The 23,917-nt window shown below is 46.7% G+C and carries 15 protein-coding genes and 1 CRISPR repeat array; all 15 genes read left to right on the forward strand.

Annotation, left to right across the window (positions count from 1 at the left end; all coding sequences use genetic code 11):
- The first annotated feature begins 123 nt into the window (after window positions 1-123).
- The gene (gene rpoB / locus SOW26_RS08185; protein ID WP_276960106.1) at window positions 124-3,966 is read left to right on the forward strand and encodes a DNA-directed RNA polymerase subunit beta; all 3,843 of its coding nucleotides are present in this window, start codon (window positions 124-126) and stop codon (window positions 3,964-3,966) included.
- A gap of 14 nt (window positions 3,967-3,980) precedes the next feature.
- A complete protein-coding gene (gene rpoC, locus SOW26_RS08190) occupies window positions 3,981-7,610 on the forward strand; it encodes a DNA-directed RNA polymerase subunit beta' (protein ID WP_320652214.1) in 3,630 nt (1,209 codons plus the stop codon).
- Window positions 7,611-7,864: 254 nt separating this feature from the next.
- Entirely contained in the window at window positions 7,865-8,125 is a 261-nt protein-coding gene (locus tag SOW26_RS08195) for a FeoA family protein (RefSeq protein WP_154476874.1), read from the forward strand.
- Window positions 8,126-8,137: 12 nt separating this feature from the next.
- Complete coding sequence (locus SOW26_RS08200) at window positions 8,138-8,359, forward strand: FeoA family protein (RefSeq protein ID WP_154476872.1); 222 nt, start codon at window positions 8,138-8,140, stop codon at window positions 8,357-8,359.
- A 24-nt stretch (window positions 8,360-8,383) separates the two neighbouring features.
- Complete coding sequence (gene feoB, locus SOW26_RS08205; protein WP_276960104.1) at window positions 8,384-10,573, forward strand: ferrous iron transport protein B; 2,190 nt, start codon at window positions 8,384-8,386, stop codon at window positions 10,571-10,573.
- 15 nt (window positions 10,574-10,588) lie between these two features.
- Entirely contained in the window at window positions 10,589-10,768 is a 180-nt protein-coding gene (locus tag SOW26_RS08210) for a FeoB-associated Cys-rich membrane protein (RefSeq protein WP_276960103.1), read from the forward strand.
- Window positions 10,769-11,045: 277 nt separating this feature from the next.
- Complete coding sequence (locus SOW26_RS08215; protein WP_330683608.1) at window positions 11,046-11,780, forward strand: HD domain-containing protein; 735 nt, start codon at window positions 11,046-11,048, stop codon at window positions 11,778-11,780.
- Between the two features lie 194 nt (window positions 11,781-11,974).
- Window positions 11,975-12,397 (forward strand): 30S ribosomal protein S12, encoded by a 423-nt coding sequence (rpsL, locus tag SOW26_RS08220; protein ID WP_154476866.1) that lies wholly within the window; start codon window positions 11,975-11,977, stop codon window positions 12,395-12,397.
- A gap of 167 nt (window positions 12,398-12,564) precedes the next feature.
- A complete protein-coding gene (gene rpsG / locus SOW26_RS08225; protein WP_276960102.1) occupies window positions 12,565-13,035 on the forward strand; it encodes a 30S ribosomal protein S7 in 471 nt (156 codons plus the stop codon).
- 17 nt (window positions 13,036-13,052) lie between these two features.
- Window positions 13,053-15,170 (forward strand): elongation factor G, encoded by a 2,118-nt coding sequence (fusA, locus tag SOW26_RS08230; protein WP_276960101.1) that lies wholly within the window; start codon window positions 13,053-13,055, stop codon window positions 15,168-15,170.
- Between the two features lie 113 nt (window positions 15,171-15,283).
- Window positions 15,284-16,477 carry an elongation factor Tu gene (gene tuf / locus SOW26_RS08235; protein WP_154476860.1) on the forward strand — a complete coding sequence of 398 codons (1,194 nt, stop codon included), beginning with the start codon at window positions 15,284-15,286 and terminating at the stop codon, window positions 16,475-16,477.
- A gap of 448 nt (window positions 16,478-16,925) precedes the next feature.
- The gene (gene cas9 / locus SOW26_RS08240) at window positions 16,926-21,098 is read left to right on the forward strand and encodes a type II CRISPR RNA-guided endonuclease Cas9 (protein ID WP_320652215.1); all 4,173 of its coding nucleotides are present in this window, start codon (window positions 16,926-16,928) and stop codon (window positions 21,096-21,098) included.
- Window positions 21,095-21,865, forward strand: a complete 771-nt coding sequence (cas1, locus tag SOW26_RS08245; RefSeq protein ID WP_320652216.1) for a type II CRISPR-associated endonuclease Cas1 — start codon at window positions 21,095-21,097, stop codon at window positions 21,863-21,865. The genes cas9 and cas1 overlap by 4 nt, the downstream gene beginning before the upstream one ends.
- 114 nt (window positions 21,866-21,979) lie before the next feature.
- Window positions 21,980-22,303: a CRISPR-associated endonuclease Cas2 gene (gene cas2 / locus SOW26_RS08250; protein WP_320652217.1), complete on the forward strand. Its 324-nt coding sequence runs from the start codon at window positions 21,980-21,982 to the stop codon at window positions 22,301-22,303.
- Window positions 22,300-22,968 (forward strand): type II-A CRISPR-associated protein Csn2, encoded by a 669-nt coding sequence (csn2, locus tag SOW26_RS08255; RefSeq protein WP_320652218.1) that lies wholly within the window; start codon window positions 22,300-22,302, stop codon window positions 22,966-22,968. Before cas2 ends, csn2 begins: the two co-directional genes overlap by 4 nt.
- Window positions 22,969-23,038: 70 nt before the next feature.
- Window positions 23,039-23,862: direct repeats of the CRISPR family, unit length 36 nt; unit sequence GTTTGAGAGCAGTGTTAATTTGTAGGGGAATCAAAC.
- The last annotated feature ends 55 nt before the right edge of the window (window positions 23,863-23,917 follow it).

The raw sequence follows: 23,917 nt of genomic DNA on the forward strand, positions 1-23,917 counted from the left end.
TTGTGGAAAGTTATGCCATAATTTTGCGTGATTTATAAAAACTCAAGATATTTTAAGGGTTTTTGCTTTACGTTAAAGCCACCTGTCGGCCACGAAAAAATAGATGAGGAGTGAAACGTTCATATGGAGAAAAACAGAATTTATCCCATTAAAAGCGGAAAAAGTTCACGCATGAGTTATTCCAGACAAAAGGAAGTGCTTCAGATGCCCAATCTGATAGAAGTCCAGAAGGATTCTTATCAGTGGTTTCTGGATGAAGGACTGAAAGAAGTCTTTGAAGACATTTCCCCGATTGCTGATTACAGCGGTCATTTGAGTCTGGAATTTGTTGATTTTACCTTGTGTGAGAACGATGTGAAGTACACCATCGAGGAATGCAAGGAAAGAGATGCGACTTATGCGGCGCCTCTTAAGGTCAGAGTCAGGCTTCACAACAGAGAAGCGGAAGAGATCAACGAGCATGAGATCTTTATGGGAGACCTGCCGCTTATGACAGACACGGGAACCTTCGTGATCAACGGAGCAGAGCGTGTTATCGTAAGCCAGCTGGTGCGTTCTCCAGGGATCTATTATGCGGTTGCACATGATAAGGTCGGGAAGAAGCTGTATTCCTCAACAGTGATTCCCAGCAGAGGAGCGTGGCTGGAGTACGAGACGGATTCCAATGACGTTTTCTATGTGCGTGTAGACAGAACGAGAAAAGTACCCATCACCGTATTGATTCGTGCATTAAACGTAGGGACAAACCCGGAAATCATAGAACTGTTCGGCGAGGAGCCGAAGATTTTGGCGAGCTTTGAAAAGGATGCGGCTACCAATTACCAGGAAGGGCTTCTGGAGCTTTATAAGAAGATCCGGCCGGGAGAGCCTCTGGCGGTGGACAGTGCAGAAAGCCTGATCAACAGTATGTTTTTTGACCCTCGCCGCTATGATCTGGCAAAGGTGGGAAGATATAAGTTCAATAAGAAGCTGGCGTTGAAGAACCGTATTACGGGCCGGGTCCTGGCAGAGGATGTGGCAAGCCGTGTGACAGGCAAAGTGATCGCACAGGCAGGAGATAAGGTGACGCTGGAACTGGCAGATCAGATTCAGAACGAGGCAGTTCCCTATGTGTGGATCAAAAATGAAGAAGAGGAGAGAAACATTAAGGTTCTTTCCAATATGATGGTGGATCTGTCTGCCATTGTGGATGTGGATCCGGCGGAGCTGGGCGTGACAGAGCTGGTATACTATCCGGTGCTGGAGGGCATTCTGCAGGAAACGGCAGGAGACATAGAAGAGCTGAAGGCGGCTATCAGAAGAGACATTCACGACCTGATACCAAAGCATATCACAAGGGAAGATATCTTTGCTTCCATTAACTATAACATGCATCTGGAGTACGATCTTGGTACCGACGATGATATCGACCATCTGGGCAACAGAAGGATCCGTTCAGTAGGAGAGCTTTTGCAGAACCAGTACAGGATCGGTCTGTCCAGACTGGAGAGGGTAGTCAGAGAAAGAATGACGACGCAGGATCTGGAGGGGATCTCTCCCCAGTCTCTGATCAATATCAAGCCGGTGACGGCAGCGGTGAAGGAATTTTTCGGATCTTCCCAGCTGTCCCAGTTTATGGATCAGAACAACCCGCTGGGCGAGCTGACCCACAAGAGGCGTCTGTCCGCCTTGGGACCGGGAGGACTTTCCAGGGACCGGGCAGGATTCGAGGTGCGTGACGTACACTATTCCCATTATGGAAGAATGTGTCCGATCGAGACGCCGGAAGGTCCCAATATCGGTTTGATCAACTCCCTGGCAACTTACGCAAGGATCAATCAATATGGCTTTATTGAGGCGCCTTATCGTAAGATCAACCGGGAGGATCCGGAAAATCCGGTGGTAACGGAAGAAGTTGTCTACATGACAGCAGACGAAGAAGACAAGTACCATGTGGCACAGGCCAATGAGCCGCTGGATGCGGAGGGACACTTCCTTCATAAGAACGTTTCCGGACGTTATCGTGACGAAACGCAGGAGTATGAGAAAAAGCGGTTTGAATACATGGACGTATCACCCAAGATGGTATTTTCCGTGGCGACAGCGCTGATTCCTTTCCTGGAAAACGACGATGCCAACCGTGCGCTGATGGGATCCAACATGCAGCGTCAGAGTGTGCCGCTTCTGGTGACGGAAGCACCGGTAGTGGGAACGGGAATGGAAGAAAAAGCGGCCGTTGACTCAGGGGTATGTGTGATCGCAGAGAAGGCGGGCGTGGTGGAAAGATCCACTTCTTCAGAGATTACCATTCGTGAAGAAGACGGCAATTTGAGAAAATACAAGCTGACCAAGTTCCTGCGAAGCAACCAGAGCAACTGCTACAACCAGAGACCGATCGTGCTGAAAGGGGATCAGGTAGAGGCAGGAGAAGTGATCGCAGACGGACCGTCTACTTCCAACGGAGAGATGGCGCTGGGAAAAAATCCGCTGATCGGATTTATGACCTGGGAAGGTTACAACTACGAAGATGCAGTCCTGCTCAGTGAGAGACTGGTGCAGGAGGATGTATATACTTCTGTGCATATCGAAGAGTATGAAGCAGAAGCCAGGGATACCAAGCTGGGATCCGAGGAGATCACCAGAGATATTCCGGGAGTGGGAGACGACGCCCTCAAGAACCTGGACGAGAGAGGAATCATCCGCATCGGTGCCGAAGTGCGTGCGGGAGACATTCTGGTAGGAAAGGTAACGCCGAAGGGAGAAACGGAGCTGACGGCAGAGGAAAGACTGCTGCGGGCCATCTTTGGAGAAAAAGCAAGAGAAGTCCGGGACACTTCTTTGAAAGTGCCACATGGAGAATACGGAATCGTGGTGGACGCCAAGATCTTTACCCGGGAAAACGGAGATGAGCTGTCTCCGGGAGTCAATCAGGCGGTGCGCATTTACATCGCCCAGAAGAGAAAGCTTTCTGTGGGAGACAAGATGGCGGGACGTCACGGAAACAAGGGTGTAGTTTCCCGGGTGCTGCCGGTGGAAGACATGCCGTTTTTGCCAAACGGGCGCCCGCTGGATATCGTGCTGAACCCGCTGGGAGTGCCGTCTCGTATGAACATCGGACAGGTGCTGGAGATCCATCTGTCACTGGCTGCCAAGGCGCTAGGATTCAATATCGCAACGCCGGTATTTGACGGAGCCAACGAAAATGATATTATGGACACGCTGGATCTGGCAAACGATTATGTCAACCTGACCTGGGAGGAGTTTGAAGCAAAGCATAAAGACGAACTGCTGCCGGAGGTACTGCAGTATCTGTCGGACAATAGAGAACACAGAAAGCTCTGGAAGGGCGTACCCATTTCCAGAGACGGAAAGGTTCGCTTAAGAGACGGACGTACCGGGGAATACTTTGACAGTCCGGTTACCATTGGACACATGCACTACCTGAAGCTCCACCACCTGGTAGACGACAAGATCCATGCCCGTTCTACCGGCCCGTACTCTCTGGTTACACAGCAGCCGCTGGGAGGAAAAGCCCAGTTTGGCGGACAGCGTTTCGGAGAGATGGAAGTATGGGCGCTGGAGGCTTATGGCGCTTCTTACACCTTGCAGGAGATCCTGACCGTGAAGTCTGACGACGTGATCGGACGTGTAAAGACATACGAAGCGATCATCAAGGGAGAAAACATTCCGGAGCCGGGTATCCCCGAATCCTTCAAGGTACTGCTAAAGGAACTGCAGTCGCTGGGACTGGATGTCAGAGTTCTGCGCGAGGACAACACGGAGGTGGAGATCGTGGAGACGGTAGAGATCGAAGAGTCAGACCTGCGTTCCGTGATCGAAGGAGACTGGAAGCAGACCCGAGAGGAAAACTTCGGAGCACAGGGATTTACCGAGCAGGAATTCCAGAATGAAGAGTTGGTAGACATCGAATCAGAAGAACTGTTCCAGGAGGATGCAGACTTTGACGACGTGTCAGATATAGAGTAGGAAGGGGTGCCAGTATGCCAGAAACTAACAGAGAACAATCCTATCAGCCGATGACGTTTGATGCGATCAAAATCGGATTGGCATCGCCGGATAAGATTTTGGAATGGTCCAGAGGTGAAGTGACAAAGCCTGAGACCATCAACTACAGAACGCTGAAGCCGGAGCGGGACGGACTGTTCTGCGAGCGGATCTTCGGACCCAGCAAGGACTGGGAATGCCACTGCGGCCGCTACAAAAAAATCCGCTATAAAGGCGTGGTTTGTGACCGCTGTGGAGTAGAGGTGACGAAAGCAAGTGTAAGACGTGAAAGAATGGGACACATTGCCCTGGCAGCCCCGGTGTCACATATCTGGTATTTTAAGGGAATCCCCAGCCGTATGGGACTGATCCTGGATCTGTCTCCCAGAACACTGGAAAAGGTTCTGTATTTTGCTTCCCATATCGTACTGGAAAAAGGAGAGACAGACCTTCAGTACAAGCAGGTACTTTCTGAGCAGGAGTATCAGGAGGCCAGAGAAAAATGGGGAAGCGGTTTCCGTGCAGGGATGGGAGCCGAGGCGGTACAGGAGCTTTTGGCGGCCATTGACCTGGATAAGGAATATCACGAACTTCAGGAAGGCTTAAAGGGCGCTACCGGGCAAAAGCGCGCAAGGATCGTAAAGCGCCTGGAAGTAGTGGAAGCGTTCCGAGAGTCCGGAAACAAGCCGGAGTGGATGATCATGACGGCAGTACCGGTGATTCCGCCGGATCTGAGACCGATGGTACAGTTGGACGGAGGTCGGTTTGCCACGTCCGATCTGAACGACCTGTACAGAAGGATCATCAACCGCAACAACCGGTTGAGAAGACTTCTGGAGCTGGGAGCGCCGGATATTATTGTCCGCAATGAAAAGAGAATGCTGCAGGAAGCGGTAGACGCTCTGATTGACAACGGAAGAAGAGGCCGTCCGGTGACGGGGCCGGGAAACCGTGCGCTGAAATCCCTGTCAGATATGCTGAAAGGAAAATCAGGAAGATTCCGTCAGAACCTTCTTGGAAAACGTGTGGACTACTCCGGACGTTCCGTTATCGTAGTAGGCCCCGAGCTGAAGATCTACCAGTGCGGTCTGCCCAAGGAAATGGCGATCGAACTGTTTAAACCATTTGTAATGAAAGAACTGGTACAAAACGGTACCGCGCACAATATCAAAAATGCAAAGAAGATGGTAGAGAGGCTGCAGCCGGAAGTCTGGGATGTGCTGGAAGATGTGATCAAGGAGCATCCGGTTATGCTGAACCGTGCCCCTACCCTGCACCGTCTGGGAATCCAGGCGTTTGAACCCATCCTGGTAGAAGGAAAGGCCATCAAGCTGCATCCGCTGGTATGTACCGCTTATAATGCGGACTTTGACGGAGACCAGATGGCAGTCCATCTGCCGCTGTCGGTGGAGGCGCAGGCAGAGTGCCGCTTCCTTTTGTTGTCTCCCAACAACCTGCTGAAACCTTCCGACGGAGGTCCGGTGGCAGTACCGTCTCAGGACATGGTTCTGGGCATCTATTACCTGACGCAGGAAAGACCGGGCGTAAAGGGAGAGGGAAAAAACTTTAAAAATGTGAACGAGGCGATCTTGGCTTACGAAAATGAAGCCATTACCCTTCATTCGATCATTAAGGTACGGGTATCCAAAAAGATGCCGGACGGCACCGTGAAATCCGGTGTGATCGAGTCTACGCTGGGAAGATTCCTGTTTAACGAGATCATTCCGCAGGATCTGGGCTTTGTAGATCGTGAGGTGGAAGGCAATGAGCTGCTGCTGGAGGTGGATTTCCACGTAGGAAAGAAGCAGCTGAAGCAGATTCTGGAGAAGGTTATCAATACCCACGGATCCACAGCGACGGCAGAGGTGCTGGACGCAGTGAAATCCATCGGATACAAATATTCTACCAGGGCGGCCATGACCGTTTCCATTTCAGATATGACGGTACCGCCACAGAAGCCGGAGATGATCGGAAAGGCAGAAGAGATGGTGGATCAGATCACCAAAAACTTCCGCCGTGGTCTGATCACAGAGGAAGAGCGTTACAAAGAAGTGGTAGAAACCTGGAAAGCCACTGACGACGCCCTGACAGAGGCGCTTCTGACAGGACTGGATAAATACAACAACATCTTTATGATGGCGGACTCCGGAGCCCGTGGTTCCGACAAGCAGATCAAACAGCTGGCGGGTATGCGTGGATTGATGGCAGATACGACGGGACGGACCATCGAGCTTCCTATCAAGTCCAACTTCCGTGAAGGACTGGACGTACTGGAATACTTCATGTCTGCCCACGGAGCAAGAAAAGGTCTGTCGGATACGGCGCTTCGTACAGCGGACTCGGGATATCTGACCAGACGTCTGGTAGACGTATCCCAGGAATTGATCATTCACGAGATCGATTGCCGGGAAGAAGGAAAAGAGATTCCGGGTATGTATGTAAAGGCTTTCATGGATGGAAACGAAGAGATCGAAAGCCTGCAGGAGAGAATCACCGGACGTTATCTGTGCGAAGATATCAAAGATGCAGAAGGAAACGTTCTGGTAAAGGCAAACCATATGGTGACGCCGAAACGCGCAGAGCTGATCATGAAGAAGGGTGTAGACGAAAAGGGCGAGACCTTGAAGAAGATCAAGATCCGTACCATCCTGACCTGTCGTTCCCACAGCGGCGTGTGTGCAAAATGCTACGGAGCCAATATGGCGACGGGAGAGCCGGTGCAGGTGGGAGAAGCTGTTGGTATTATTGCGGCACAGTCCATCGGAGAGCCAGGAACCCAGTTGACCATGAGAACCTTCCATACAGGAGGTGTGGCAGGAGACGATATTACCCAGGGTCTTCCCCGTGTGGAGGAGCTGTTTGAGGCGAGAAAGCCCAAGGGACTTGCTATTATTACGGAGTTTGCAGGAACGGCGACCATCAACGACACCAAGAAAAAACGGGAGATCATCGTAACCAACAACGAGACGGGCGAATCCAAGGCTTACCTGATTCCCTACGGTTCCAGGATCAAGATCCAGGACGGAGCGGAGTTGGAGGCAGGAGACGAGCTGACGGAAGGAAGCGTAAATCCGCATGATATCCTCAAGATCAAAGGACTTCGTGCCGTACAGGATTATATGATCCAGGAAGTACAGCGCGTATACCGCCTGCAGGGTGTAGAGATCAACGACAAGCATATTGAAGTGATCGTGCGCCAGATGCTGAAGAAGGTTCGAGTGGAAGAGGCGGGAGATACCGAATTCCTGCCGGGTATCAACGTAGATCGGCTGGAGTTCGAGGATGTCAATGCCGAAATGGAAAAAGACGGAAAAGAGCCGGCGACAGGCGAACAGATCATGCTTGGTATTACCAAGGCATCTCTGGCAACCAATTCCTTCCTGTCGGCAGCATCCTTCCAGGAAACCACCAAGGTGCTTACGGAAGCGGCCATCAAGGGAAAAGTAGACCCGTTGATCGGTCTGAAGGAGAATGTCATCATCGGAAAGCATATCCCGGCAGGAACGGGTATGCGGAAATACCGGGATGTAAAACTGACCTCCGAAGGAGCCCAGGAGAGAAGCGACTGGGACGACATTCTGGAAGAAGTAGATGCACAGACGGAAGAAATACTGATAGAAGAATAGAGCAGATAAGAAATCGTAAAAAAGCGGAGCAGAGTCGAACCGACTCTGCTCCGCTTTGCGTGTGGATATGAATTAAGAAACGTTTTCAAAACATTTCTTTCGGCAGATTTCTTCGGGTTCTGGTTGACAAACGGGAAAGATTCCACTACAATATCTTCGTAAATGATAATCAGTATCAAGTTATTGAGAATAAAAAGGCTGCCCAGCGACGGTAAAGCGGGAATACCTCCCGGACAGCAAAGGCGCAGGGATTCATGAAAAATGGATGGTACTTGAAAAGACAAAAAAGAAAGGAAGTGGATAAAGTGCCATTGACACTGTTAAAAGAAGGCGAGAGTGCTGTCATTCAGAGAGTGCAGGGGGCAGGGGAAACAAAGAAATTTCTGGAAAATCTGGGGTTTGTACCAGGAGAGGAAGTGACGGTCATATCCAGTAATGGAGGAGACATTATCGTACAGGTAAAAGGATCCCGGGTTGCCATCAGCAAGGGGATTGCCAATAAGATCATGGTGTAGGAGGAGAGTAAGATGAAAACGTTAAGAGACGTAAAATGTGGGGAAACCGTTTCGGTGGTAAAGCTCCACGGGGAAGGTGCGACAAAAAGAAGGATCATGGATATGGGAATCACGAAAAAGACTTCCATTTTTGTTCGTAAGGTGGCGCCTTTGGGAGATCCTGTTGAGGTAACAGTCCGTGGCTATGAACTGTCTTTGCGAAAAGCAGATGCAGAAATGATAGAAGTACAGTAATCGAGAAATTTAGGAGGAATGAAAATGGGAGTAACAATCGCTCTGGCAGGAAATCCGAACAGTGGAAAGACGACACTGTTTAACGCACTGACAGGATCCAATCAATTTGTAGGAAACTGGCCGGGTGTAACGGTGGAAAAAAAGGAAGGGAAATTAAAAGGGAATAAAGAGGTAACCATCACAGACCTTCCCGGGATCTATTCCCTGTCACCGTACACGCTGGAAGAGGTAGTGGCAAGAAATTATCTTCTGCAGGAAAGGCCGGACGCCATCTTAAACATCGTGGATGGAACCAATCTGGAAAGAAATCTGTATCTTAGCACCCAGCTTCTGGAGCTGGGAATCCCGGTCGTGATGGCTGTCAATATGATGGACATTGTAAGAAAATCGGGAGACGAGATCCGTATTGAAAAGCTGGCAGAGCATCTGGGATGTGAAGTGGTAACGATTTCTGCCCTAAAAGGGGAAGGGGTCATGGAAGCTGCAAACAGGGCAAAAAAACTGGCAGAAAGCAAACAGAAGCAGAAACATGTCCATGGGTTTGCGCCGGAAGTGGAAGCCGTACTGGAGACGATCGAGCGGCAGCTGTCAGGGGTGCCACAGGAACAGCAGAGATTTTTTGCAGTGAAGCTGTTTGAACGGGACTCCAAGATCACCGAGACAATGGAACAGGTGCCGGAAGTAGAGGATCTGATCGCAAAATTGGAAGCGGCGATGGATGATGATGCGGAAAGCATCATCACGAATGAGCGGTATGAATACATCACAGACGTGATTGAAAAAAGTCTGGTAAAAAAACAGGCGAAGGGAAAGCTGACGACATCCGATAAAATAGACAGGATCGTAACCAACCGTTTTCTGGCGCTTCCGATTTTTGCGGCAGTCATGTGGCTGGTTTACTATATCTCCGTGTCTACGGTAGGCGGATGGGCCACAGACTGGGCCAATGAAGGCGTGTTTGGGGACGGCTGGAAGTTGTTTGGGCTGGTAGATGTCCCGGGCATTCCTGTGCTGGTAGAGAATTTTCTGACGTCTGTCAATTGTGCTGCATGGCTGAAGAGTTTGGTTCTGGATGGAATCGTAGCCGGAGTCGGTGCGGTTCTGGGATTTGTACCACAGATTTTGGTGCTGTTTATCATGCTGGCGTTTTTGGAAGGCTGTGGATATATGGCAAGAGTTGCATTTATTATGGACAGGATCTTCCGCAAATTCGGGTTGTCCGGAAAGTCCTTTATTCCCATGCTGATCGGAACAGGATGCGGAGTTCCCGGAGTGATGGCGTCTCGGACCATTGAAAATGACAGAGACAGAAAGATGACCATCATCACCACAACCTTTATTCCATGTGGGGCGAAGCTGCCGATCATTGCGCTGATTGCAGGAGCCTTGTTCAACGGAGCGTCCTGGGTTGCCCCCAGCTCTTACTTTGTGGGGATCGCAGCCATCATCTGCTCCGGAATTATTCTGAAGAAAACAAAGATGTTTGCGGGAGATCCCGCACCGTTTGTGATGGAGCTTCCGGCCTATCATATGCCTACAGTAGGCAATGTGCTCCGCAGTATGTGGGAAAGAGGCTGGTCCTTCATTAAAAAAGCCGGAACCATCATCCTTTTGTCCACCATTTTTATCTGGTTTACATCCAGCTTTGGAATGGTAGGTGGAAAGATCAAGATGGTAGAAAGTCTGGATCAGGGCTTTTTGGCAAACATTGGAAAAGGGATCGCATGGATCTTTACTCCTCTTGGCTGGGGCAACTGGAAAGCGGCCGTGGCAGCCATCACCGGACTGGTAGCGAAAGAAAACGTGGTAGGTACCTTCGGAATCCTTTATGGATATGAGGAAGTGGCGGAAAACGGATCGGAAGTATGGGGAAATCTGGCGGCAAGCTTCACAACGATAGCGGCGTATTCCTTCCTGGTGTTCAACCTGCTGTGTGCCCCCTGCTTTGCGGCAATGGGAGCAATCAAAAGAGAGATGAACAATAAAAAGTGGTTTTGGTTTGCCATCGGCTATCAAACGATCCTGGCATATGCAGTATCCCTGTGTGTGTACCAGTTTGGAACAGTGCTGACAGGCGGAAGCTTTGGAGTGGGAACGATCGTGGCGATCCTGCTGACCGTTATCTTTTTGTACCTGCTGTTCCGTCCGCAGCCGAAGGAAAGAAGTACAAGTAAAAATCTGTCCAGTGTAAGCGTGGATGGAGCAAGAGTGTAGAAAGAAGGGATGAACATGGCATTAGCGGCAAGCAGTGTGCTGTCTACCGGGATCATTGGCGGAATCCTGGTGATTGCAGTCATCGCCATTGTACGAAGTATCTGGAAAAAGAAAAAATCGGGTGGATGTTGTGGAGATTGCGGCGGAGGCTGCTGCTCCTGCCCTTCCCATACGCAGGAAGAAGAACAGGAATAACGGCTTCTTCGGCGTTTTACCCGGAAATAGAGGAAGCAAAGGCTCCGGCTTGTGTCACAAGCCGGAGCTTTTTGTGTTAGGAAAACCATGTGGTAGTCGCGTGGTTCTATAGGAGTTTTGGCGATGTATGCAGATATTCATACTGTGTTATAGGACAAAATGTGTTGGTCTAGCTCGCCTCAACCCCTTTGTTTAAATGGGGAGAGGGCGTGAGAGGCCAGGACTGTCAGTGCCGGGATTTTTCTGTGAACAGAAAGAGGGTGAGAAAAGAGGAAAGTTGGCAAAAAAGATGACGGCAGAGGATAAAAATGGTATGATAGCAGCAAATGTCAATTCATTCACAAAGAAGAAGCCGGCAGAAGAATGCGAAAAAAGCGGAGATAACTGCTCAACAAAGAGCCGCCGGGAAAAAGCGCATCAGACAGGCATGGAAAAAGGAGGAAGAACTATGACACGGGAAGAGGCACATACTATTTTGATGAAGTATATGGAAGGAGAAAACTATATCCTCCATTCCTACGCAGTAGAGGCGATCATGAGAGGGCTGGCAAAGCGGTTGGCTCCGGATTCTGTGGAAAAATGGGGGATTGCCGGACTTCTCCACGATCTGGATGAGGAGCAGTGCGACTGGCGAAATGACATGAAGGTACACGGCCCCACTTCGGTGGAGATCCTGAAGAAAGAAGGAGTGGAGGATCAGGAATTGTTTGGCGCCATCTGTGCGCATAACCCCAAATGCGGCGTGAAAGCAAAGACGCCGATCCAGTATGCGCTTTTGGCGGCAGATCCCATGAGTGGATTTGTGAAGGCGGTGGCACAGATCTATCCGGACAAAAAGATTGCAAGTGTGAAGCCAAAATCCGTGTTAAAACGATTTAATGAGATGCGATTTGCAGCCGGGGCGAACAGGGACTATATGGAGGCGATTGAATTTACCGGACTGCGTCTGGAGGATCTGGTGGATGTGGCGCTGGAGGAGATGGGTGCCATTTCGGATACGCTGGGACTGTAAGCAACAAAGATACGTGGCGAATGTACATGACGAAATATAGGTGACAAATGTATGTGACAAAACAGGAAACTCTTGACAAGACGGAAAAATCGTAATACACTGAACAAGCGTGCAAAATTATGCATAGCATTTTTTGTATGCCAATATTCAGTAAATGAATATGCAACTTATTATAATCATAGGAGGTGAAAAGAATGCCAACATTTAATCAGTTAGTGAAAAAGGGACGTCAGACATCTGTAAAGAAGTCTACCGCACCGGCACTTCAAAAAGGTTACAACTCTTTGAGAAAGAGAAGTACAGATCTTTCTGCTCCTCACAAAAGAGGCGTGTGTACAGCTGTAAAGACTGCTACACCAAAGAAGCCGAACTCCGCTCTTAGAAAGATCGCCAGAGTTCGTCTGTCCAACGGAATCGAGGTAACAAGCTACATTCCGGGAGAAGGACACAACCTTCAGGAGCATAGTGTGGTTCTGATCCGTGGAGGAAGAGTAAAAGACCTTCCGGGTACCAGATACCATATCGTCAGAGGTACACTTGATACAGCGGGTGTTGCAAAGAGAAGGCAGGCACGTTCAAAATACGGTGCTAAGAGACCGAAAGACGCCAAAAAGTAAAGTGTAACCAGATCGTTATCACAAACGTAAACTATGATTAAGTAAGTTGCAAGGTATAGATCGTATGCCTGGCACTGCACGATCAGTGGAAGCTATGTGAGTGAGTACCGATGAATTAATCTGCGTGACCTGCAGGTTGCGCCACTATGTTTAAGGAGGGAAGGACCGTGCCACGTAAAGGACATACTCAAAAAAGAGATGTATTAGCAGATCCGTTGTACAACAACAAGGTGGTTACCAAGCTCATCAACAACATTATGCTGGATGGGAAAAAGGGTGTAGCACAGAAGATTGTATACGGAGCATTTAACAGAGTTGAAGCAAAAGCTGAAAAGCCGGCTGTAGAAGTATTTGAAGAGGCAATGAACAACATCATGCCCGTACTGGAAGTAAAAGCAAGGCGTATCGGTGGAGCGACTTATCAGGTGCCGATCGAGGTAAGAGCCGACAGAAGACAGGCGTTAGCGCTTCGTTGGCTGACATTGTTCTCACGTAAAAGAGGCGAGAAAACAATGGAAGAAAGACTGGCAAATGAGATTCTGGATGCAGCCAACAACACAGGCGCATCTGTGAAGAAGAAAGAAGATATGCACAAGATGGCTGAGGCAAACAAGGCGTTTGCTCACTATCGTTTCTAAGGATTTAGGAGGAAGTAATGGCTGGAAGACAATATCCATTAGATAAGACCAGAAATATTGGTATTATGGCCCATATCGATGCGGGAAAGACGACGCTGACAGAGCGTATCCTGTATTATACCGGTGTGAACCATAAGATCGGTAATACCCATGAAGGAAATGCTACCATGGACTGGATGGAGCAGGAGCAGGAAAGAGGTATTACCATTACGTCTGCCGCTACGACCTGCCACTGGACACTTCAGGAAAACGCAAAGCAGAAAGCCGGTGCTGCGGAACATCGTATCAATATCATCGATACTCCGGGACACGTTGACTTTACGGTAGAAGTAGAGCGTTCCCTTCGTGTATTAGACGGGGCTGTGGGTGTATTTTGTGCAAAAGGCGGAGTAGAGCCGCAGTCAGAAAACGTATGGCGTCAGGCAGACACCTATAATGTACCGAGAATGGCATTCATCAACAAGATGGACATTTTGGGTGCTGATTTTTACAATGCCGTGGAGCAGATCAAGACAAGACTGGGAAAGAACGCCATTTGTCTGCAGCTGCCTATCGGAAAAGAGGACGATTTCCAGGGCGTCGTAGATTTGATGGAGATGCAGGCGTATATCTATCGTGACGACAAAGGAGACGACATCTTTGTGGGAGAGATCCCGGCGGACATCAAAGAGGATGCAGAGCTGTACCGGGCTGAACTGGTAGAGAAGATCTGTGACCTGGACGATGATCTGATGATGGAATATCTGGAAGGAAATGAACCGTCTGTGGAAGACCTGAAGAGAGTTTTGAGAAAGGCCACCTGTGAGTGTCAGGCGATCCCGGTTTGCTGCGGATCTGCTTACAGAAATAAGGGTGTGCAGAAGCTTTTGGATGCGATCCTGGAGTATATGCCGGCACCGACCGACATCCCGGCGATCGAGGGTGTAGACGGAGACGGAAACGACACTGTCAGACATTCTTCTGACGAAGAGCCGTTTGCAGCGCTTGCATTTAAGATCATGACAGACCCGTTCGTAGGAAAGCTTGCTTATTTCAGAGTGTATTCCGGTACGATCAACTCCGGTTCCTACGTACTGAATGCAACGAAGGGCAAGAAAGAGCGTGTGGGACGTATCCTTCAGATGCACGCAAATAAGAGAGAAGAGCTGGACAAGGTTTATGCCGGAGATATTGCGGCTGCGATCGGATTCAAGGTAACAACGACAGGAGATACCATCTGTGATGAGCAGAATCCGGTAATCCTGGAGTCCATGGAGTTTCCGGAGCCGGTTATCGAGCTGGCGATCGAGCCCAAGACAAAAGCATCTCAGGGCAAACTGGGAGAATCTCTTGCAAAACTGGCAGAAGAGGATCCGACCTTTAGAGCACACACCGATCAGGAGACAGGACAGACGATCATCGCCGGAATGGGTGAGCTTCATCTGGAGATCATCGTAGACAGACTTCTCCGTGAGTTTAAGGTGGAGGCAAACGTGGGCGCGCCTCAGGTTGCGTACAAGGAAGCATTTACCAAGGCGGTGGATGTGGACAGCAAGTATGCAAAGCAGTCCGGTGGACGTGGACAGTACGGACACTGTAAGGTGAAGTTTGAGCCTACCGATGTCAATGGCGAGCAGGTGTTCTTCTTTGAATCTACCGTTGTAGGTGGAGCGATCCCGAAGGAGTATATCCCGAAGATCGGAGAGGGTATCGAGGAAGCTATGAAGTCCGGTGTGCTGGGAGGATTCCCGGTAGTTGGACTGAAGGCAAATGTTTACGATGGTTCCTACCATGAGGTAGACTCCAGTGAAATGGCATTCCACATTGCAGGTTCTCTGGCATTTAAGGATGCTATGAAAAAAGCTGCACCGGTGCTTCTTGAGCCGATCATGAAGGTGGAAGTGACCATGCCGGAAGAGTACATGGGAGACGTAATCGGAGACATCAACTCACGTCGTGGCCGTATCGAAGGAATGGACGACCTGGGCGGCGGAAAGATCGTAAGAGGTTATGTGCCCTTGTCTGAGATGTTCGGATACTCCACAGACCTTCGTTCCAGGACACAGGGACGTGGAAACTACTCTATGTTCTTTGAGAAATACGAGCCGGTTCCGAAGTCTGTACAGGAGAAGGTACTGGCAGGGAAGAATCAATAATAAATAGCCGAAAAGGCTTGAAAAAAGGCGGGCTTTGAAATATAATCAAAGTCAGGCTAGATATGTAGAATAAAAATGCCTTTGCGGCACCATGAATAAGGAGGACATTCAAAATGGCTAAAGCTAAATTTGAAAGAACAAAACCACACTGTAATATTGGTACCATCGGACACGTTGACCATGGTAAGACAACTCTGACAGCAGCTATCACAAAGACTCTGTCCGAGAGAGTAGCAGGAAATGCAGCAGTTGATTTTGAGAACATCGACAAGGCTCCGGAAGAGAGAGAGCGTGGTATCACGATTTCTACCGCTCACGTAGAGTACGAGACAGAAAACCGTCACTATGCTCACGTAGACTGCCCGGGACATGCTGACTACGTTAAGAACATGATCACAGGAGCGGCTCAGATGGACGGAGCTATCCTGGTAGTTGCTGCTACCGACGGAGTTATGGCTCAGACCAGAGAGCACATCCTGCTTTCCCGTCAGGTGGGTGTACCGTACATCGTAGTATTCATGAACAAGTGCGATATGGTAGACGACGAAGAGCTTCTTGAGCTGGTAGAGATGGAAATCCGTGAGCTTCTGGATGAGTATGAGTTCCCGGGAGATGATACTCCGGTTATTCAGGGATCTGCTCTGAAAGCACTGGAAGATCCTTCCGGAGCTTGGGGAGACAAGATCATGGAGCTGATGGCTGCAGTTGACAGCTACATTCCGGATCCGATGCGTGCTACAGATCAGCCGTTCCTGATGCCGATCGAGGACGTATTCTCCATCACAGGACGTGGAACAGTTGCTACCGGTAGAGTAGAGCGTGGAGTTCTTCATGTATCTGACGAAGTAGAAATCGTTGGTATCAAAGAAGAGAGCAAGAAGACAGTTGTAACTGGTGTTGAAATGTTCCGTAAGCTTCTGGATGAGGCTCAGGCAGGAGACAACATCGGAGCACTGCTTCGTGGAGTTCAGAGAGACGAGATCGAAAGAGGACAGGTTCTGGTAAAACCAGGTTCTATCACCTGCCATCGTAAGTTTACTGCTCAGGTTTATGTACTGACAAAGGATGAAGGTGGACGTCATACTCCGTTCTTCAACAACTACAGACCGCAGTTCTACTTCAGAACAACTGACGTTACAGGTGTTTGCAACCTGCCGGACGGTGTAGAAATGTGCATGCCTGGAGATAACGTAGAGATGACTATCGAGTTGATTCACCCGGTAGCAATGGAGCAGGGTCTTCGTTTCGCTATTCGTGAAGGTGGACGTACTGTAGGATCTGGTAGAGTAGCTACCATCATCGAGTAATATACGCGAAAACAATAAATAAAGTGCCAATTCAGGCGCCAAAAAAGAGACTGCAAGCTTGCTTGCAAGTCTCTTTTTTGGTGTCTGGAAGCGAGCATTTTGCGAGTTATTTCAAGAGTGATAGACCAATACGTTTTATCCTATAAGCCTATTTCAAACTAATGCGACAGTACCTTTGCAATAGACGGATTTATTGGAAAATTGGCAACTCGGTAAACAAAAGGATAGTTTGAATACCAGTTTGGGATTACGGGATAAAATATGCGGATTTTAAGGGAGAAGTTTCTAAATTAGTTGATATTGGAAAATCTTTGAAGTAAAATTGAATTAGCAACTTATCGGAAGTGTTAAAACGGTACGCCCAGAGATGTGAGTGGTTGTTAGCACAAAAAAAGACTTCGAATCGAAGTCTTAATGCACACACTGTGCAGCTGGACGAACCAGCGAGTTGAGTAAACTTTTATTTGAACTCGCAGTGCTAATTCGTAGGGGAACTACAAATAAGCACCCTTATAATAATACAAATAAGGAGAATTGTCAAATGAATGCAGGAAAAAAAGTTTATTTAGGATTGGACATTGGAACAGATTCGGTTGGATATGCGGTTACGGATGACGAATATAATTTACTCCGTTTTCGTGGAAGTGACGCATGGGGAAGCATACTTTTTGACAGTGCATCATTAAGCGATGAAAGGAGAGGATTCAGATCTGCTCGTAGGAGGCTGGACCGCAGACAACAAAGAGTCCAACTGTTGCAGGAACTATTCGCAAAAGAGATTGCAAAAACAGATCCGCGATTTTTTGTTCGCTTATCCGAAAGCTTTCGTTGGAGAGATGAAACAGAAGACAGATATGTTTTCTTTAATGACGAGACATATACAGACGTACAGTATATGTCTGAATATCCAACCATACATCATTTGATTTGTGAATTGATGAACAACAGACAGCCACATGATGTACGTCTGGTTTATTTGGCGTGTGCATGGCTTATCGCTCACAGGGGACATTTTCTAAGTAACGTCAATGTAGAAAAATTGGATGAAATTACAGATGTAGAATCCGTATACAGCCGGTTTCTGCAATTTTTTGAGGAACGAGGATTTCATGCGCCATGGGATAAAACAGAGGCGAAGGAGTTAGGCGAAGCACTTAAGAAAAAAGAAGGTGTGACTGCCAAGTATGGAAATTTAAAATCCCTTCTTCTTAACGGGAAGAAGCCTGAAAAGATGATTTGTGATGAATTTCCTTATAGTCAAGATGGGCTGATCCAACTTTTGGCCGGAAAAAGCTGCAAGTTAAAGGATGTATTTGGAAAAGAAGAGTATACAGATTTGGGATCTATCACCTTAGGAATGGAAGAAGAAAAATTTGCGGAGCTGATGGCCAACATTGGGGAAGATTATGAGATTATTGCAGAGCTGCGAATGCTGTATGACTGGAGCATATTAGCTGATATTTTAGAAGGAGGATCCGGAATATCCACTATATCAGAGTCTAAGGTGACGGTGTATGAGCAGCACAAAGCAGACTTAAAGGCTTTGAAGTTTCTGATTCGGAAATATTTGCCGGAGCGGTATGATGAAATTTTTCGTGAAGCAAAAGCAGACAATTATGTGGCCTATTCCTACCATGCAGAGGGCAGTGCTGCAGAGGAGATAAAGAAAAAAGCAAATATAGAAGACTTTTCTAAATTCTTGCTCAAGGTTATAAGAGAGATAAAACCGGAGGAGGAAGATGAAGCTATTTATACGGATGTGGAAACCCGGCTTGAATTACGTTTATTTATGCCTAAGCAAAAAAACACAAATAACCGGGTAATTCCGCGACAGTTGTACGAATATGAATTGAAAAAAATCCTGGATCATGCATCGAACTATTTGCCGTTTTTGCAAGAGGAAGACAAAGATCATATAGTGGTAAAAGACAAAATTTTGTCCATTTTCAGATTTAAAATCCCCTATTATGTGGGACCTTTAAATAAAAATTCTGATCATGCTTGGATCGTGCGTAAGCAGGGAAAAATTACACCATGGAACTATTCGGAAATGATTGAGGATGACGAGAGCGAAGAAGCATTTATCAAGAGGATGACAAACAAGTGCAGTTATCTTCCGGGAGAGGATGTTCTTCCAAAAGACTCTTTGTGCTATCAGAAATTTATGGTGTTGAATGAAATTAACAATCTGAAAATTGATGGACGAAAGGTGTCGGTAGAGATCAAACAAGAAATCTACAAAAATCTTTTTGAAAAAAAGAAGAAAGTCCGTAGAAAAGACATTGAAGAGTATTTGATCAGCAATAACTACCTTGACAAAAATGCAAAAGAATCTATTAGCGGAATTGATGAACAAATACATACCAGTCTGTCATCGCATCTTGCATTTAGAAGATTGATGGAAAGTGGACTTTTATCGAAAGAAGATGTGGAGAGGATCATAGAGAGAGCATCCTATGCGGAGGATAAGAGTCGTGTGGCAAAGTGGATCCGGAAGGAATATTCTCACCTTTCGGAAGAAGATGTAAGCTATTTATGCAAAATCAAAGTGAAAGATTTTGGGCGATTGTCCAGAAGCCTACTGATGGATCTGGAAGGTGCTGAGAAAGAGGTGGGAGAAGTAACTACCATTCTTCGGACGATGTGGGAAACGAACGACAATCTAATGGAAATTTTGTCCGACCGCTATACCTTTGTGGAACAGATAGAAGCGTTCAGGCGGGAATATTATCAGGGCAAGAAGCAGACTTTAAAAGAAAGATTGGATGATATGTACGTGTCCAATGCTGTTCGCCGGCCGATATATAGAACTCTGGCGATCGTAAAAGATGTTGAAGCGGCATTCGGGAAACCGGATAAAATTTTTGTAGAAATGACACGAGGAGGAAGCGCGGATCAAAAAGGGAAGAGGACGAAAAGCAGACAAGAGCAGATTTTGGAATTCTATAAAAAGTGCAAGGAGGAAGACGTCAGAGACTTAAAGCATCAATTGGAATCTATGGGAGAATATGCGGACAACCGTTTGCAGTCGGACAGACTGTTCCTCTATTTCATGCAATTTGGAAGATGCGCATATAGTGGGGATGCGATCCTGCTAGAGGAGTTGATGTCTGGATCCAAAAAATACGATGTGGATCATATTTATCCGCAAGCCTACGTAAAAGACGACAGCATTATTCATAACAAAGTCTTGGTTAAGTCTCAGATAAACGGCGAAAAAAGTGATGTTTATCCGCTTCAATCAGATATCAGGAAGAGGATGCACGGACAGTGGAAATGGTGGAACCAGGTAGGGACGCTTAGTGATGAGAAGTATAAACGATTGATCAGATCTACACCATTTACAGAGAGTGAAAAATATGGATTTATTAATCGACAACTGACGGAGACATCTCAGTCTACGAAGGTGATTGCAACATTGCTGAAGGAACGATTTGCAGATGCAGAAATCGTTTATACCAAGGCAGGGCTGACATCGGATTTTCGCCACGAATTTGCGTTGCCAAAATCGAGAGTGTATAACGATCTTCATCATGCGGTGGATGCATACCTAAATATTGTGGTGGGAAATGTTTACCATACGCGTTTTTCAAAACGTTGGTTTACAGTGGATTCCTCTTATAGTATTAAAACGAAAACCATATTTACACATCCATTCCAATGTGGAAGCGAAATGGTCTGGGATGGTGCGGCCATGTTGGAAAAAGTAAAACGAATCAGCAAAAAGAATACAGCACATCTTGTAAAGTATGCGGCATTTAAAACCGGAGGACTTTTCGACCAAATGCCGGTAAAGCGGGCGGCCGGGTTGGTTCCGTTAAAGGCAGGACTTCCGACGGAGAGATATGGTGGATACAATAAGGCAGGCATGATGTTCTACATTCCGACCCAATATAAGGTGGGAAAGAAAACAGAAATCACTATAATATCAGTGGGATTACTACAGGGAAAGCGCTTTCTGGAAGACGAAAAGTTTGCCACAGAGTACGCATTTGTAAGATTGGAACAAATTTTGGGAAAACCGGTAAAAGAGGTGTCATTTCCTTTGGGAATGCGGCCATGGAAGGTGAACACCATGCTGTCATTTGATGGCTTTAGAGCTTGCATTACAGGAATCAGCAGTGGTGGAAGAGTTTTAATTGCCCAATCCCTGATGCCGTTTTCATCAGAATATATATGGGTGGAATACATAAAGAAGCTGGAGAAATTTGTGGAAAAGAACAAAGCCAATTCCAAATACATATACGATGTGGCATATGATAAGGTTTCGGAAACTCAAAACCGAGAACTTTATGAGATCTACCTTGATAAGCTTCAGAACAGTGTTTATAGGAAAAGATTCAACGCACCTACAAAAGTTCTTTTGGCAGGAAAAGAGAACTTCAGTGGCTTGTCCATTGTGGAGCAGTGTCAAGCGCTGCTACATATCCATTCGATTTTTGGCAGGCTGGCATCAGGTTGTGATCTGTCGCTTATAGGAGGGGCTTCCAGAAGTGCAGCTACTGTTGTGAGCTGGGCGATTTCTAACTGGAAAAAGAATTATTCGGATGTACGGATTATTGACCCGTCTCCATCTGGATTGTGGGAGAAAAGATCACAAAATTTATTGGAGTTAGTATGAGTTGGCGAGTGGTAGTGATTGAGAACCAGGCAAAATTGGACTACAAGATGGGATATCTTGTAGTCCGGGGAATTGAGACCAAGAGGATTCTGGTGGATGAAATGGCGGTGCTGTTGATTGAAAATCCGGCGGTTTCGGTGACAGGAATTTTGATGGAAGAACTGACGGCAAAGAAGGTCAAGGTGATTTTTTGCGATTCCAAAAGAAATCCCGTGGCAGAGCTGTCTCCACATCACGGGTGCCATGACAGTTCTGCCAAAATCCGGACGCAAATCACCTGGGAACAAGGCGCTAAGGATGCAGTTTGGCGGGATATTGTGAGTGAAAAAATACGAAAGCAGGCTGATTTTTTGCGGGAAATTGGGAGAGGAGCACAGGCGACGCTCCTTTCGGAATACGTTGGTCAAGTGGAACTTGCGGATGCATCAAATCGTGAAGGGCACGCAGCGAAAGTGTATTTTAATGCCCTGTTTGGGATGGACTTTACCCGAAGTGCAGATACTGCAATCAATGCAGCTCTTAACTATGGATATAGTATTATTTTGTCTGCATTTAACCGGGAAATCAGTGCAAACGGATATCTGACGCAGCTTGGGATTTTTCATAACAATATGTTTAATCACTACAATTTGGGGTCAGATCTTATGGAACCATTTCGTGTCCTGGTAGATCGGAAGGTATATGAGATGAATCCGACGGAGTTTGATAAAGATGAAAAACATGCTGTCTGGACATTGTTAGATCAGAGAATTCTTTTAGACGGATAGAGTCAATTTGTAATGAATGCGATCAAAATGTATACAAGAAGTGTCTTTGATGCTATGAATGACAAGGATTCTTCAGAGATTAAATTCTATAGTTTGCTATAAGTGGTAGAAGGTATGAGCGGGTTTCGATTTATGAGGATGATGGTGTTTTTTGATCTGCCGACACTTACCTTGGAGGATAAACGTAATTATCGGCATTTTCACAAATTGTTGATCAAGAACGGATTTGTAATGTTGCAAGAATCAGTTTACTGTAAAATGATGACGAGTCCCTCTGTTGAAAATTCTGTTAAAAATATGATCCGCAGTCACAAACCTCCGAAGGGTCTTGTACAAACCATTACCATTACGGAAAAGCAGTTTGTAAAGATGGATTATGTGGTGGGAGAATATACAAGTGATGTGATTGATTCGGAGGAAAGGTTTATTATATTATGAGAATTATTTTGCCTGAAATAGACCGTGTATTTGAGTGTGCAGGGGATAAGAGCTGTAGCATCGTGATTGAGAACCAGAAAGTCTTATATATGATTGTTTCTGATATTTTTCAGCAGATTCAAGGAAATGAGGGGGCGGCAGTTCTTTCAGAGGAAAACAAGGTGTTATCTTTTGCAAAATACGGAGAACTTCATTCGCAGTTTGTGCCCTTTGACATGAACTCCAAAAATCTTGTTGCTAAAATCATTGCAAAAATGCAGCGTTTGGCGATAGAAGAGACACACTATATCAAAACCAAAGAGATTCTCGGCGAATGGGAAAGCCATTTGATGGATCTGTCCATGGAAATGACCGGTAGCTTTGTGTTTACTAAAATGTCGCCGGAAACATTGATCAAATCGGCAGGAGTTTGTATTGATGATCTGCAAGAAAGCTTAGGGGAGAAGTTGTTGGACTATTTTGAATTAGTGCAGGAATATGATGCAAAAAAACTTTTCATTCTTGTGAACCTTAGAAGTTTTGTGTCGGATGAGGAAATGGAAAAATTTTTGGAGAGTGTACTTGCAAGGAAGATTCAGTTGCTGTTACTTGAATCTAGTGAACATAAGATGCTCAAGACGGAGCGGAGATATATTGTGGATGAAGATTTATGTGTTTTATGTTAAAATAATCGGGAGACCAGTCCCTTATGAAGGAGCATGAACGATTCGCAGATCGTTTTCTTGAACGTTTGAGGTTTGAGAGCAGTGTTAATTTGTAGGGGAATCAAACTTTTGTTTTTCCAATGCTCCCGTCCTTTTGGTTTGAGAGCAGTGTTAATTTGTAGGGGAATCAAACTTCGCTGGCTGTTTTCCCCACCTCGTCCGGTTTGAGAGCAGTGTTAATTTGTAGGGGAATCAAACATCATGGCCAAGGACAATGAGGACATAGACGTTTGAGAGCAGTGTTAATTTGTAGGGGAATCAAACTATAGCAACATCAAATCACCCCAGACAGTGGTTTGAGAGCAGTGTTAATTTGTAGGGGAATCAAACTGCACGAATAAAAAAAGAGATAGAGTTTTGTTTGAGAGCAGTGTTAATTTGTAGGGGAATCAAACCTTTCCCGACTTTCTGTTTTAACTTATCCGTTTGAGAGCAGTGTTAATTTGTAGGGGAATCAAACAATTCAACTTCAAAGCTGTTCTGACCTTTCGTTTGAGAGCAGTGTTAATTTGTAGGGGAATCAAACGAATCTTCTCAATAAAAATGGTAACATAACGTTTGAGAGCAGTGTTAATTTGTAGGGGAATCAAACTGGTACAAGGGCTTCACGGTGCTGACGTGGGTTTGAGAGCAGTGTTAATTTGTAGGGGAATCAAACGGTATAAGGGTTTCACGGTACTTACCTGGGTTTGAGAGCAGTGTTAATTTGTAGGGGAATCAAACCGGAGAAAGAATTCTGCATACTGCGCACAGGTTTGAGAGCAGTGTTAATTTGTAGGGGAATCAAACATTGATGATTTCCAAAAAAAGACGGATTCCGTTTGAGAGCAGTGTTAATTTGTAGGGGAATCAAACTCTGTACCACATCACACTCACCGCAACGCAGTTTGAGAGCAGTGTTAATTTGTAG

It is taken from the genome of Suipraeoptans intestinalis (assembly GCF_034091795.1).
GTDB lineage: Bacteria > Bacillota > Clostridia > Lachnospirales > Lachnospiraceae > Suipraeoptans > Suipraeoptans intestinalis.

Excerpts from the sequence above, each read along its gene's own strand:
- cas1 (WP_320652216.1), top strand. The coding sequence starts at position 21,095 with ATGAGTTGGCGAGTGGTAGTGATTGAGAACCAGGCAAAATTGGACTAC.
- tuf (WP_154476860.1), top strand. The coding sequence starts at position 15,284 with ATGGCTAAAGCTAAATTTGAAAGAACAAAACCACACTGTAATATTGGT.
- fusA (WP_276960101.1), top strand. The coding sequence starts at position 13,053 with ATGGCTGGAAGACAATATCCATTAGATAAGACCAGAAATATTGGTATT.
- SOW26_RS08210 (WP_276960103.1), top strand. The coding sequence starts at position 10,589 with ATGGCATTAGCGGCAAGCAGTGTGCTGTCTACCGGGATCATTGGCGGA.
- SOW26_RS08200 (WP_154476872.1), top strand. The coding sequence starts at position 8,138 with ATGAAAACGTTAAGAGACGTAAAATGTGGGGAAACCGTTTCGGTGGTA.
- SOW26_RS08195 (WP_154476874.1), top strand. The coding sequence starts at position 7,865 with ATGAAAAATGGATGGTACTTGAAAAGACAAAAAAGAAAGGAAGTGGAT.
- feoB (WP_276960104.1), top strand. The coding sequence starts at position 8,384 with ATGGGAGTAACAATCGCTCTGGCAGGAAATCCGAACAGTGGAAAGACG.
- rpoC (WP_320652214.1), top strand. The coding sequence starts at position 3,981 with ATGCCAGAAACTAACAGAGAACAATCCTATCAGCCGATGACGTTTGAT.
- rpsL (WP_154476866.1), top strand. The coding sequence starts at position 11,975 with ATGCCAACATTTAATCAGTTAGTGAAAAAGGGACGTCAGACATCTGTA.
- rpoB (WP_276960106.1), top strand. The coding sequence starts at position 124 with ATGGAGAAAAACAGAATTTATCCCATTAAAAGCGGAAAAAGTTCACGC.
- csn2 (WP_320652218.1), top strand. The coding sequence starts at position 22,300 with ATGAGAATTATTTTGCCTGAAATAGACCGTGTATTTGAGTGTGCAGGG.
- cas2 (WP_320652217.1), top strand. The coding sequence starts at position 21,980 with ATGAGCGGGTTTCGATTTATGAGGATGATGGTGTTTTTTGATCTGCCG.